General features: G+C 64.2%; 12 protein-coding genes. 5 read left to right on the forward strand and 7 right to left on the reverse strand.

Annotated elements, in window-relative coordinates:
* Positions 1–80: 80 nt before the first annotated feature.
* From IC761_RS01590 to IC761_RS01615, 6 genes are all read right to left on the reverse strand, one after another.
* Positions 81–2219 carry a hybrid sensor histidine kinase/response regulator family protein gene (locus IC761_RS01590; RefSeq protein WP_195801573.1) on the reverse strand — a complete coding sequence of 713 codons (2139 nt, stop codon included), beginning with the start codon at positions 2217–2219 and terminating at the stop codon, positions 81–83.
* 191 nt (positions 2220–2410) lie between these two features.
* The gene (locus IC761_RS01595) at positions 2411–3193 is read right to left on the reverse strand and encodes a succinate dehydrogenase iron-sulfur subunit (protein WP_195801574.1); all 783 of its coding nucleotides are present in this window, start codon (positions 3191–3193) and stop codon (positions 2411–2413) included.
* Between the two features lie 24 nt (positions 3194–3217).
* Positions 3218–5068: a succinate dehydrogenase flavoprotein subunit gene (sdhA, locus tag IC761_RS01600; RefSeq protein ID WP_195801575.1), complete on the reverse strand. Its 1851-nt coding sequence runs from the start codon at positions 5066–5068 to the stop codon at positions 3218–3220.
* Positions 5069–5071: 3 nt separating this feature from the next.
* The gene (gene sdhD, locus IC761_RS01605) at positions 5072–5476 is read right to left on the reverse strand and encodes a succinate dehydrogenase, hydrophobic membrane anchor protein (RefSeq protein ID WP_195801576.1); all 405 of its coding nucleotides are present in this window, start codon (positions 5474–5476) and stop codon (positions 5072–5074) included.
* Complete coding sequence (gene sdhC, locus IC761_RS01610) at positions 5473–5871, reverse strand: succinate dehydrogenase, cytochrome b556 subunit (RefSeq protein WP_195801577.1); 399 nt, start codon at positions 5869–5871, stop codon at positions 5473–5475. Before sdhC ends, sdhD begins: the two co-directional genes overlap by 4 nt.
* A gap of 403 nt (positions 5872–6274) precedes the next feature.
* On the reverse strand, positions 6275–7180 hold the full coding sequence (locus IC761_RS01615; protein WP_210338509.1) for a LysR family transcriptional regulator: 906 nt from the start codon (positions 7178–7180) through the stop codon (positions 6275–6277).
* Between the two features lie 102 nt (positions 7181–7282).
* Between IC761_RS01615 and IC761_RS01620 the strand changes: the two genes are divergently transcribed.
* Positions 7283–8143, forward strand: a complete 861-nt coding sequence (locus IC761_RS01620) for a sulfite exporter TauE/SafE family protein (RefSeq protein WP_195804517.1) — start codon at positions 7283–7285, stop codon at positions 8141–8143.
* Between the two features lie 121 nt (positions 8144–8264).
* On the opposite strand, the gene IC761_RS01625 is transcribed toward IC761_RS01620, so the two are convergent.
* Positions 8265–9794 (reverse strand): malonate--CoA ligase, encoded by a 1530-nt coding sequence (locus IC761_RS01625; RefSeq protein WP_195801578.1) that lies wholly within the window; start codon positions 9792–9794, stop codon positions 8265–8267.
* Between the two features lie 100 nt (positions 9795–9894).
* On the opposite strand from IC761_RS01625, the gene IC761_RS01630 reads away from it, so the two are divergent.
* The 4 genes from IC761_RS01630 to IC761_RS01645 all read left to right on the forward strand — a co-directional run bounded on the left by IC761_RS01630 (position 9895) and on the right by IC761_RS01645 (position 13210).
* A complete protein-coding gene (locus IC761_RS01630) occupies positions 9895–10656 on the forward strand; it encodes an SDR family oxidoreductase (RefSeq protein ID WP_195801579.1) in 762 nt (253 codons plus the stop codon).
* 391 nt (positions 10657–11047) lie between these two features.
* Positions 11048–11602, forward strand: coding sequence for a fasciclin domain-containing protein (locus IC761_RS01635; protein WP_195801580.1), 555 nt, complete (start codon positions 11048–11050; stop codon positions 11600–11602).
* A 183-nt stretch (positions 11603–11785) separates the two neighbouring features.
* Entirely contained in the window at positions 11786–12415 is a 630-nt protein-coding gene (locus IC761_RS01640) for a cytochrome b/b6 domain-containing protein (protein ID WP_195801581.1), read from the forward strand.
* Between the two features lie 12 nt (positions 12416–12427).
* Complete coding sequence (locus IC761_RS01645) at positions 12428–13210, forward strand: molybdopterin-binding protein (RefSeq protein WP_195801582.1); 783 nt, start codon at positions 12428–12430, stop codon at positions 13208–13210.
* The last annotated feature ends 21 nt before the right edge of the window (positions 13211–13231 follow it).

The raw sequence follows: 13231 nt of genomic DNA on the forward strand, positions 1-13231 counted from the left end.
CGGCGAAATCCGGGTTTGTGTCCGCAGGTGGTAGACTTTCCCGGATTACGCTTCCGCTCGATCCGGGCTACGTGACCGGCCTATTCCGCAGCGCCGTCGCGCACGCGCCGCGGCCGCGCGGCGCGATGCAGGACGCGCGAGAGCTCCTCGATGGAGTAGGGCTTTTGCACGAGGTCGCAGCCGAGGCTCCCCTGTTGCGCCAGGGCCTGGCTGTAGCCCGTGGTCAGCACGACCGGCACGCCGATGCTGCGATCGCGGATCGCCTGTGCGAGATCGAGCCCGGTCATGCCCGGCATCACCACGTCCGAGAACACGACATCGAAGCGATCCGCATCCACGGTCAGCTCGGCGAACGCGTCGGTGGCGTTGTCGACGAGCGTGATGCTGTAGCCGAGCTCGGTCAGGCCGTCGGCGGCGAAATTGCCGAGCTCGATATTGTCCTCGACCACCAGCACCGACATGCCGCTGCCGGCGACCGCCGGTGCGGTGTTTGGCGCCTGCCGCTGCGGCAGCAGATCTGCCGGCACGCGCGGCAGATAGAGCGCGAAGGTGCTGCCCTGCCCGACCGCGCTTTCGACCGTCACCTCGCCGCCGGACTGACGGGCGAACCCGAACACCTGCGACAGGCCGAGACCGGTCCCCGCGCCGACCTGCTTGGTGGTGAAGAACGGCTCGAAGATGCGTCCAAGTCGCGCGGCCGGAATACCGACGCCGGTGTCGCTGACGGTAATGCTGACGAAACCATGGCTTCCTGCGAGATGCGTCAGCGTCTCCGGAACGTTCGTCGCAGCCTGCACCGTGAAGTTGATCCGGCCCTTGCCCTGCATGGCGTCGCGCGCATTGGTCGCCATGTTGATCAGCGCCGTCTCGAACTGGCCGGCATCGGCATTCACGAGGCAGGGCTCCGCTGGCAGCCGCATGATGATCTCGATGCCGGGACCGAGCAGCGTGGCGAGCATGTCGCGCAGCGACTGGATCCGTTCGCCGACGTTGAACACCTCCGGCTTCAGGGGTTGCCGGCGCGCGAAGGCCAGGAGCTGCGACGTCAATTTGGCGGCGCGCGCGACCGCGTCCGCAATCGCAGTGATATAGCGCTGGCGCCGCTCCTCGCTCAGTTGCGGCCGGTTCAACAAATCGACGGAGGCGCGGATCACGGTGAGGAGGTTGTTGAAGTCGTGCGCGACGCCGCCGGTGAGCTGGCCCAGCGCCTCCAGGCGCTGGCTGTGCTTGAGCGCCTCCTCGGCCTCGCGCCGCTTGGCAGCTTCGAGCTGGAGATGCTGGGTGCGCCGGAAGGCGAAGGCGAGCAGCAGAAACAGCAGCGCGGTCGCGGGAATGCCGAACACCAGATGCTGGCCGATGGTGCCGAGCCAGCGTGCGCGGATGGCGGAGGTCTCCAGCCCCGCGCTGACATAGATCGGATACTCGGCGATGCGCCTGTAGCCGATGCGCCGCTCGATCCCGTCCGACGGCCAGGCGATCGTCATCAGGCCGTGCTCGGGACTGGCCGCGATTTTCTGGCCGACCGGTCCGCCTGGGTCGAGCTGGAAATCGCGATCGAGCCGCGGGAAATGCGCGATCACCACGCCGTCGGCGCGTCCCATCGCGAAGAAGCTGCCGGGATCGGACCCGATCCTGGCGTAAAAGCTCTCGAAATATTCCGGCAGGACCGACGCCTGAATCACGCCGATGAAGCTGCCGTCGTCGGAGGAGCGGCGGCGGCTCACGCCGAAGAAGCGCGCACCCTGATAGGGCGGGCGCGGCGTCAGCGAGGCGCCGATGAAGGTGCCGATGCTCTGGTCGACATGGGCATAGAAATAGTCACGGTCCGCAAAACTCTGATCCGGCGGCGGCGAGGCGAGGCTGTTGACCAGCGATTTTCCGTTCGCATCGAAGATCCAGGCGGATTTGAGCTGCGGTAGCGAATCGGCGAGCTGCTTCAGGCGCTGGTGCAGCACAGGTTCGCGCGCCCGGATGACCTCGTCGGGCAGGCCGCGCACGACCTCGTTGAGCTCGGCGAGGCTGCGGTCGATGGTCTCGAACACCTTGAGCGCATGCTCATGCGCGACGTCGAGCGTGCGCTCGATCTCGCGATCGGCAATGTCCAGCGTCGAGGTATAGGAGATCGTGGCGGCGATGGCGAACAGCGCAATTGGCAGCGCCAGGGATGCAGCCATCATCCACTGCAACAGTCTCAGCGAGTTGCGTTGTGCGCCCTGCACGGTCGCTCCGGTCCCCCGCCGGAAAGCTTACTAGAATTTCGCGCCGGGAAGGAAGCGGCTTATGCGCGGAACCGGAGGTTGCAATATGTCAGATCGCGCGTGAGCGGCAAGCTAGATAAATTCTACTGAAATTGAAGCCAGTTGTAGAATGCCCCGGCCGTTCGGGCCGGGGGTCGAAGCATGAATGGCGCCTAGACCTGCCGCTCGACCATCTTGAGCTTGAGCTCGGCGATGGCTTCGGCCGGGTTGAGGCCCTTCGGGCAGGCCTTGGCGCAGTTCATGATGGTGTGGCAGCGATAGAGCCGGAACGGGTCCTCGAGATCGTCGAGCCGTTCGCCGGTGGCTTCATCACGGGAGTCCGAGACCCAGCGGTTGGCCTGGAGCAGGGCGGCGGGACCGAGATAGCGGTCGCTGTTCCACCAATAGCTCGGGCACGAGGTCGAGCAGCAGGCGCAGAGAATGCACTCGTAGAGGCCGTCGAGCTTCTCGCGGTCCTCGTGGCTCTGGCGCCATTCCTTCTGCGGCGTCGGCGAGGTCGTCTTCAGCCAGGGTTCGACCGAGGCATACTGCGCATAGAAGTTGGTGAGGTCGGGGACGAGGTCCTTCACCACCGGCTGGTGCGGCAGTGGATTGATCTTCACCGCGCCGTCCTTGACGTCGTGCATCGAGCGGGTGCAGGCGAGCGTGTTCTGGCCGTCGATGTTCATGGCGCAGGAGCCGCAGACGCCTTCGCGGCAGGAGCGGCGGAAGGTCAGCGACGGATCGATGTGGTTCTTGATCCAGATCAGGCCGTCCAGCACCATCGGGCCGCAATCATGGGTGTCGACGTAATAGGTGTCGACGCTCGGATTCTTGCCGTCGTCCGGATTCCAGCGATAGACGCGGAATTCGCGAAGCTCGGTCGCGCCCGCGGGCTTCGGCCAGGTCTTGCCGCCGGTGATCTTGGAGTTCTTCGGAAGTGCGAATTCAACCATTCGATTCAGGCCTTCGCTGTTCGATCAATACACGCGCGCTTTGGGCGGGATGTACTGCACGTCGTTGGTCATGGTGTAGTCGTGAACCGGGCGGTACTCGATCTTGACCTTGCCGTTGTCATCGAGCCAGGCCAGCGTGTGCTTCATCCAGTTCTTGTCGTCGCGCGCCGAGAAATCCTCGCGGGCATGCGCACCGCGGCTCTCGGTGCGGTTGGCGGCGGAATCCATCGTCACCACCGCCTGCGAGATCAGATTGTCGAACTCGAGCGTCTCGATCAGGTCGGAATTCCACACCAGCGAGCGGTCGGACACGGCGATGTCGGTGATGCCGCTGTGGACCTTCTCGATCAGGTTCTGGCCTTCGCTCAAGACTTCGCCGGTGCGGAACACCGCGCAATTGTTCTGCATCACGTGCTGCATGCCTTCGCGCAGCTTCGCGGTCGGCGTGCCGCCCGAGGCGTAGCGGTAATGGTCGAGGCGGCCGAGCGCGAGCTCGGACGAGTTCGCCGGCAGCTCGGGCTGACTGGCGTTCGGCGTCAGCTTCTCGGCGAGACGCAGCGCCGCGGCGCGGCCGAACACGACGAGGTCGATCAGCGAGTTGGAGCCGAGGCGGTTGGCGCCGTGCACGGAGACGCAGGCGGCTTCGCCGATCGCCATCAGGCCTGGAATGATGGCGTTGTCGTCGCCGTCCTTCTTGGTCAGCACTTCGCCGTGATAGTTCGTCGGGATGCCGCCCATGTTGTAGTGCACGGTCGGCACGATCGGGATCGGCTCGCGCGTCACGTCGACATTGGCGAAGATCTTGGCGGATTCGGAGATGCCCGGCAGCCGCTCGGCGAGCACCGCGGGATCGAGATGGTCGAGATGAAGGAAGATGTGATCCTTCTTCTTGCCGACGCCGCGGCCTTCGCGGATCTCGATGGTCATCGCGCGCGAGACGACGTCGCGCGAGGCCAGATCCTTTGCGGAAGGCGCGTAGCGCTCCATGAAACGCTCGCCCTCGGAGTTGACGAGATAGCCGCCCTCGCCGCGCGCGCCTTCGGTGACGAGACAGCCCGAGCCGTAGATGCCGGTCGGGTGGAACTGCACGAACTCCATGTCCTGCATCGGCAGGCCGGCGCGCAGCACCATGCCGCCGCCGTCACCGGTGCAGGTGTGGGCCGAGGTGCAGGAGGCATAGGCGCGGCCGTAGCCGCCAGTGGCCAGAATCACGGTCTGGGCGCGGAAGCGATGCAGCGTGCCGTCGTCGAGCTTGAGCGCGATGACGCCGCGGCAGGTGCCCTGGTCGTCCATGATCAGGTCGATGGCGAAGAACTCGATGAAGAACTCGGCCGCGTGGCGCAGCGACTGGCCGTACATCGTGTGCAGCATGGCGTGGCCGGTGCGATCGGCGGCGGCGCAGGTACGCTGCGCCTGGCTCTTGCCGAACTCGGTGGTCATGCCGCCGAACGGGCGCTGGTAGATCTTGCCGTCCTCGGTACGCGAGAACGGCACGCCCCAATGTTCGAGCTCGTAGACCGCCTCGGGCGCGTTGCGCACCATGTATTCGATCGCGTCCTGATCGCCGAGCCAGTCCGACCCCTTCACGGTGTCGTACATGTGCCAGCGCCAGTCATCCTTGTGCATGTTGCCGAGCGAAGCCGAGATGCCACCCTGCGCCGCCACCGTGTGAGAACGGGTCGGAAACACTTTTGTGATGCAGGCGGTGCGCAGGCCAGCCTCGCTGCAACCGACCACGGCGCGCAGGCCGGCGCCGCCGGCGCCGACAACGACGACGTCATAGGTGTGGTCTTCGATCGGATAGGCTTTTCCATTGGTGGCGGGAGCGCCGTTGCCCTTGCCATTCGTCTCGGCGGCCGATGTTCCGGTGGCCATGGCTTACACTCCGGATGAAAGCTTCAGGATCGCATAGGTCGAGGCGAGTGCCACGGCGATCGCGAAGAAATTGTTGAGCATGATCGAGACGAGCTTCAGCTTCTCGTTATGGACGTAGTCCTCGATCACGACCTGCATGCCGATCTTCATGTGCCAGGCGCAGGCGAAGATGAACAGCAGCAGGATCACGGCGACGGGCAGCGAAGAGAGGATCTGCGCAGCGCCGACCTGGTTGCGGCCGAGCAGGATCATGACGATCACCAGTGCCGGGATCATCAGCAGGGTCATCGCGACGGCGGTGATGCGCTGACGCCAGAAATCGGACGTGCCGGAATGGGCCGCGCCAAGATTGCGGACGCGGCCGAGCGGGGTGCGCATGCTGCGCTTCGGCAAGTCGGTTGCGCTCATCGTCCACCTCCGATCATGTAGGCGATGATCCAGATCAGCACCGTCAGCACGATGCCGCCGATCAGCGCGCCCCAGGTCAGGGCCTCGCGCTCATTGGCCTTGAAGCCGTAGCCGAGGTCCCAGACGAAGTGCCGGATGCCGCTCAACATATGGTGCATCAGCGCCCAGGTGTAGCCGAACACGATCAGGCGCCCGATGATGCTGCCGGTGAAGGCCTGGACGTTGGCGTAGGCGGCGGGGCCGGAGGCGGCTGCGACCAGCCACCAGACCAGCAGCAGGGTTCCAACATAAAGGGCGATACCGGTGGCACGGTGGACGATGGACAGCGCCATCGTCAGCGTCCAGCGGTAGACTTGCATGTGTGGTGAAAGCGGTCGTTCGATCCGTGCGGTCATGGGCTTTGATGTTGTATGGCGGCCCAGCTTGGGGCGCGCGGGGATCGCGAAAGGTGGGCTCTATTTACGGAGTCGATTTGGCCTGCGCAATCACCAAATCGCCATAAATCGAACCGTCGTTCAGCGCTACGGCCTTGATGAGAAAGCCCAATCAGGGCCGTGGTATACCAGCGCGACGGTCCGCCAGCTAATAAAAGAACATTAATTCATTTCTTTGGGGCAGCCGAGGCGCGTTGAAATTACTATTGGAACGCCTCTAAGCGAACTAGTCAGTTCACGCCCATTGAGGCCACGCATTTGACCCCGTCGAGATGTCTCGGATGGCCATTTGCCGGTCGGGATCGCTTTGGTCGCGGATATGCATGTCCTGCATTCCACCCCGCCGACGGAGACGCTGCGAGAATCAACGGCTGAGCGGATCGCTTACGCGCCATCGTTCGATCAGGAAGTCGATGAAGGCGCGAATCTTCGCCGAGCCCAGGCGCGACGGCTGATAGAGCGCGTGGAGCGGCGCTGGAGCCGGCTCGTGCTCGCGCAGGAGACGCCGCAAACGTCCTTCGCCAAGCTGCCTTTCCACCTGCCAAGACGGCACACGCACGATGCCGGCGCCGGCTTCCGCGGCGGTGGCGAGGGCATCGAGGCTGTTGACCCACAGACGTCCCGCGACGCGGACGCGCGGACCCTCGGCGCGGCCAAATCGCCACGTCGCCATGCCGGGCGCGTCGGAAAACACCAGGCAATCATGCTGTGCCAGATCGGACGGGGTCTGCGGCTCACCGCGGCGCGCGAGATAGTCGGGCGAGGCGCAATGGATCATCTGCACTTCCGCAAGCTTTCGCGCCACGAGCTGCGAGTCGGGAACGCGTCCGACGCGGAGCGCCAGGTGCACGTCCTCCTCGATCAGGTCGACGTTGCGGTCGACCAGCAGCAGATCGACGGCGAGCGACGGACAGGCGCGCAGGAAATCGCCGAGCAGCGGCGCAATCAGCAGGCGTCCCATCAATGTCGGCGCACTGACGCGCAGGCGCCCCGACGGTTCGCGGCGGCTTCCCGCCAGCGCTTCCTCGATCTCCCGCAACTCGCCGAGGATCGATCTGGCGCGTTCGTAGAGAACGCGTCCGTCTTCGGTGAGCGCGAGTTGCCGCGTGGTCCGCACCAGCAATCGGGTACCGAAATGCTGCTCGAGGGCTGAAATCTGCCGGCTGACCGATGTCAGCGAGCTCGGCAGCGCCCGCGCCGCTGCGGACAGGCTGCCGGCATCCACCGCCCGCACAAAGGTCGCCATCGCTGCGAGCTGGTCCACGGCCATCCTTCCATATCCCGCAAGCTACCGTCGCCAACATCGCTCATAGTCACGCAATACGGAAGGGTCTATGTAGCGCGGGCAAACGCAAATCGGATCCCGAGCGTGCTGATGGCTGGCCTCGATATCTCCGAGCTCGTGGAGCTCGCGCTGCTGCTGATCGCAGTCGGCGCACTGTCGGGCTTTCTCGCGGGCGTGTTCGGCATCGGCGGCGGTGCGATTCTCGTGCCGGTGTTCTATGAATGCTTCCGCATCGCCGGCGTGCCGCTGGAGGTGCGGATGCCGCTCTGCATCGGCACCTCGCTTGCGGTGATCATCCCGACGTCGATCCGTTCGTTCCAGGCGCATTACAAGCGCGGCGCCGTCGACATGTCGATCCTGCGCGTCTGGTGGCTGCCGATCATGATCGGCGTCGTCACCGGCAGCGTGGTCGCGCGCTACGCGCCGGAGCGGCTGTTCAAGATCGTGTTTGTTTGCGTCGCCTATTCAGCGGCAGCCCGCCTGATCTTCGCGCGCGAGACCTGGAAGCTCGGCGACGATCTGCCCAAGGGCCCGTTGATGCGCGTCTATGGCTTCTGCGTCGGCATTTTGTCGACGCTGATGGGCATCGGCGGCGGCTTGTTCTCGAACCTGCTGATGACGTTCTACGGCCGGCCGATCCATCAGGCGGTCGCGACATCGTCGGCGCTCGCGGTGCTGATCTCGATTCCCGGTGCGCTCGGCTACATCTTTGCTGGCTGGCCGGCGGCAGCGACCTATCCGAGCGTCACGGCGCTGCAAGTCCCGTTCGCGCTCGGTTATGTCTCGCTGATCGGCGCCGTGCTGGTGATGCCGATGAGCCTCGTCACTGCGCCGCTCGGCGTGAGAGCCGCGCATGCGATGTCGAAACGGACGCTGGAGGTCGCGTTCGGCTGCTATCTGTTTATCGTCGGCAGCAGGTTTGTGATGAGCCTGTTGAGCGGACAGTAGCCGCCACAACCTCCGTCATTGCGAGCGCAGCGTAGCAATCCGGAATCTTTCCACGGCGGCAGTCTGGATTGCTTGGTCGCAAGGGCTCCTCGCAATGACGCGTCGAGAGAGCGATGCCCCCTCACTTCTTCGCGAAGATATCCTTGTACGCATCCCGCAGCACGTTCTTCTGCACCTTGCCCATGGTGTTGCGCGGCAGCTCGTCGACGACGAAGACGCGCTTTGGCATCTTGAATTTGGCGAGCCGGCCGTCGAGCGCCTTCAGCACCGAGGCTTCGCTGACATCGGCGCCCTTGTTGCAAACGAGAACCGCCGTGACGCCCTCACCGAAATCGGCATGCGGCACGCCGATTACGGCGGATTCGATCACGCCCGGCATGGCGTCGATCTCGCTCTCGATTTCCTTCGGGTAGACGTTGAAGCCGCCGGAGATCACCAGATCCTTGCCGCGGCCGAGGATGTGGACGTAGCCCTTGCCGTCGATCTTACCGAGATCGCCGGTGATGAAGAAGCCGTCGGGCCGGAATTCGGCCTTGGTCTTCTCCGGCATGCGCCAATAGCCCTTGAACACGTTCGGGCCCTTGACCTCGATCATGCCGATTTCGTCGCGCGGCAGCTCCTTGCCGGTCTCGGGATCGGTGACACGGACGGACACGCCGGGCAGCGGAAAGCCGACCGCGCCGGGTACGCGCTCGCCGTCATAGGGGTTCGACGTGTTCATGTTGGTCTCGGTCATGCCGTAGCGCTCGAGCACGGCATGCCCGGTGCGCGCGGACCATTCGCGATGGGTTTCGGCCAGCAAAGGTGCCGAGCCCGAGACGAACAGGCGCATGTGCTTGGTGGTCTCGCGCGACAGCGCGGGATTTTGCAGCAGCCGCGTGTAGAACGTCGGCACACCCATCAGCACGGTGGCGCGTGCCATCAGCTTGATGATCAGATCCGGGTCGAGCTTCGGCAGGAAGATCATCGAGGCGCGGGCGAACAGCGTTACGTTGGTCGCCACGAACAGGCCGTGGGTATGGTAGATCGGCAGCGCGTGGATCAGCACGTCCTTGTCGGTGAAGCGCCAGTAGCCGACGAGCGAGAGCGAGTTCGACGCGAGATTGTCGTGGGTCAGCATCGCGCCCTTGGAACGGCCGGTGGTGCCCGACGTGTAGAGGATCGCGGCGAGATCGTCGTTTGCACGGGCGACGGTCGCGAATTCGCGGCTCGCCTTGCCGGCGGCGTCCGTCAGCGAGCCCTTGCCGTCCGGTCCGAGCGTTTCGACCTTGGCACTTGCTTTGGCCGCGATCGGGGCGAGACCCTCGGCCTTGGAGGGATCGCAAACCACCAGCGTCGGCTCGGCGTCGTCGATGAAGTAGTCGAGCTCGTTCAGCGTATAGGCGGTGTTGAGCGGCAGATAGACCGCGCCGGCCCGCACGGTCGCCAGATACAGCACGATATTGGCGACGGATTTCTCGACCTGCACCGCCACGCGGTCGCCGGGCTTCACGCCACGCGCGACCAGCACATTCGCCATTTGCCCGGCCCGCGCGATCAGATCGCCATAGCTGATATGGGCGCCGTCATGCGTTTCGATCGCGAGGCGCTTTGGGTCGTCCAGGCTATCGAACAGGCGGGAAAACAGATTGGCGTTGGCAGCTTGGTTCATGCAAGATTTCCTCGACCGCAAGGCTCGTCAGACAAGGCCGGTCAAAACCGAGGGCTGGATTAGCAAAAACCGCCCCAATGAAGCAACGGAGACAGTTTGCATGACCAAAAACGGGAAACGCGTGGCCTGGGTCACCGGCGGTGGCAGCGGGATCGGCGAGGCCGGCGCCGAGGCGCTCGCGGCCGACGGCTGGACGGTGGTGATCTCTGGCCGCCGCAAGGATGCCCTGGATGTCGTGGTGGCGAAGATCACCAAGGCGGCCGGGATGGCCGAGGCCATCGCGCTGGATGTGGCGAACGCCGACGCGGCCCAGAAGGCGGCCGATCAGATCGTCGCCAGGCACGGCCGGATCGATCTCCTGGTCAACAATGCCGGCATCAATGTCCCGAAGCGCAGCTGGAAGGACATGGAACTGGACGGCTGGGACCAGCTCGTCCAGGTCAATCTCAACGGCGTGCTCTATTGCATGCGCGCGGTGCTGCCGACGATGCGCAAGCAAAAGGATGGCTCGATCATCAACGTCTCGTCCTGGGCCGGCCGCCACGTCTCGAAGATGCCGGGCCCGGCCTACACCACCACCAAACATGCGGTGCTGGCGCTGACTCATTCCTTCAACATGGACGAATGCGTCAACGGCCTGCGCGCCTGCTGCCTGATGCCGGGCGAGGTGGCGACGCCGATCCTGAAGCTGCGCCCGGTGGTGCCGAGCGAGGAAGAGCAGGCGAAGATGCTGCAATCCGAGGATCTCGGCCGCACCATCGCGTTCATCGCCAGCATGCCACCGCGCGTCTGCATCAACGAGCTCCTGATCAGCCCGACGCATAATCGCGGCTTCATCCAGACGCCGCTGAGCAGGGATTGAGGATGGAGTAGCGCGCGCCGCAATCTCTGTCGTCGTCCCGGGGCGCGACGAAGTCGCGAGCCCGGGACCCATAACCACAGGGAGAAATTGTCGCGCGAGAGTGGTAATTCCGAGTCTTCGCCAAACCACTCCCTGTGGTTATGGGTCCCGGATCTGCGCTGCGCTTGTCCGGGACGACAGCGGAGTGTGTGACGGGTTCGCGCACCACACGAACACGCCGTCCCTTAGTTTCAAGCATCACGATAAATTATTCTCCGAAACCGTTTCTCAAACCCTCCCGTAGTTCGGCCAACGACGCGCTACTGCTTCACGTCAAACTGTCGCAGCTGCCGTTGTTGCCCCAACGCAAACGCCGGCGAGTGCCGGTCACCATTCAATCGGGAGTTTCTCCATGTCGAAGCGCATTGCCTATCTCACTGCCGCTGCCTTCAGCGCGCTGGCCATCACCGCGACCGTGGTCGCGCCGGCCCGTGCCGAGGAAAAGACCGTCATGGTCGGCGGCGCCGCGATGTTCCCGTCGAAGAACATCGTCCAGAACGCGGTCAATTCGAAGGACCACACCACGCTGGTGGCGGCGGTGAAGGCGGCTGGCCTGGTGCCGACGCTGGAAGGCAAGGGCCCGTTCACGGTGTTCGCGCCGACCAACGCCGCCTTCGGCAAGCTGCCGGCCGGCACCGTCGACAATCTGGTCAAGCCCGAGAACAAGGCGACCCTGACCAAGATCCTCACCTACCATGTCGTGGCCGGCAAGCTCGAGGCCTCCGACCTCACCGACGGCAAGAAGCTCAAGACCGTCGAGGGCGAGGAGCTCACCGTGAAGAAGCAGGACGGCAAGACCTGGATCGTCGACGCCAAGGGCGGCACCTCGATGGTGACCATCTCCAATGTCAACCAGTCCAACGGCGTCATCCATGTGGTCGACACCGTGCTGATGCCGGCGACGTAACCCCGCGCAGCCCTGTTTAGTCCCCCTGACAGGGTTTTGTGGTAAGGCGAGCCGGGGGCACCCGGCTCGCTTGATTGTGACTATCATAGCCCGCCGGCATCGATTCAATCGCAGCCAGGGCGTAACGAAAGCGGAATGACCGGCGTATAATCTGCTGACACACGAAACCAGCACGGAACCATCATGTCGAGCCTCACCGTAACCGACGATCAGGTCGGGACCACGCGCGCCAAAGTGATCCAGCCGATCTGGGTCCGCCTGATGCACTGGACCAATGCGGTGGCCATGATCCTGATGATCATGTCGGGCTGGCAGATCTACAACGCCTCACCGCTGTTCGATTTCCGCTTCTCCCACGACGTCACGCTCGGTGGCTGGCTCGGCGGCGCGCTGCTCTGGCACTTTGCCGCGATGTGGCTGCTGATGGTTAACGGCCTCGCTTATCTCATCACCGGTTTCGCCACCGGCCGCTTCGCCAGGAAGCTGCTGCCGATCACGCCGGCGGGCGTGATCCACGACGTCAAGGCGGCGCTGACCTTCAAGCTCAGTCATGACGATCTCAGCGTCTACAATTACGTGCAGCGCACGCTCTATGCCGGCATCATACTGGTCGGCGTGCTGATCGTGTTGTCGGGCCTGTCGATGTGGAAGCCGGTGCAGCTGCATTGGCTGGTGATGCTGTTCGGCGACTATCCGACCGCGCGCTACGTGCATTTCTTCTGCATGGCCGCGATCTGCGCCTTCCTCGTCGTTCACGTTCTGCTCGCGCTGCTGGTGCCGAAGAGCCTGCGCGCGATGATCATCGGTCGCTGAGGGAGAGGTGTCATGGCAAAACGTTCATTCCTGATCCCCGGCGTCGACAAGCGGCTGCTGATCAAGGACTCGCTGAAGACGATGCCCGATCTCACCCGCCGCCGCTTCATCGCGGGCGGCGCGAGCCTCGGCGCGCTGACATTGCTCACCGGCTGCGACGTGGTCGATTCCTCCTCAGCCGATGCGCTGCTGGCGAAAATCTCGAAGTTCAACGACGCGGTGCAGGCCTACATCTTCAATCCCGACGCGCTGGCGCCGACCTTCCCCGAGAGCGCGATCACAAAGCCGTTCCCGTTCAACGCCTATTACGAGCTCGACGACGCGCCGGAGGTCGACGGCGAGGCCTGGAAGCTCGAGGTGCGCGGCCTCGTCGACAACAAGAAATCGTGGACATTGCCAGAGCTCACCAAGCTGCCGCAGTTCACGCAGATCACCCGTCATATCTGCGTCGAAGGCTGGAGCGCGATCGGCAGCTGGACCGGCACGCCGCTGCGCGACTTCCTCAAGCTGATCGGCGCCGACACGCGCGCGAAATATGTCTGGTTCCAGTGCGCCGACAAGGACGGCTACAACTCGCCCTTGGACATGCGCACCGCGCTGCATCCGCAAACCCAGATGACGTTCAAATTCGGCAACGAGATCTTGCCCCGCGCTTACGGCTTTCCAATGAAGATCCGCGTGCCGACGAAACTCGGCTTCAAGAACCCGAAATACGTGGTCTCGATGGAAGTCACCAACGACTACAAGGGCGGCTATTGGGAAGACCAGGGGTACAATTCGTTCAGCGGGAGCTGAGAGGGCGAATAGCGAATAGGG

The organism is Bradyrhizobium commune, assembly GCF_015624505.1.
GTDB lineage: Bacteria > Pseudomonadota > Alphaproteobacteria > Rhizobiales > Xanthobacteraceae > Bradyrhizobium > Bradyrhizobium commune.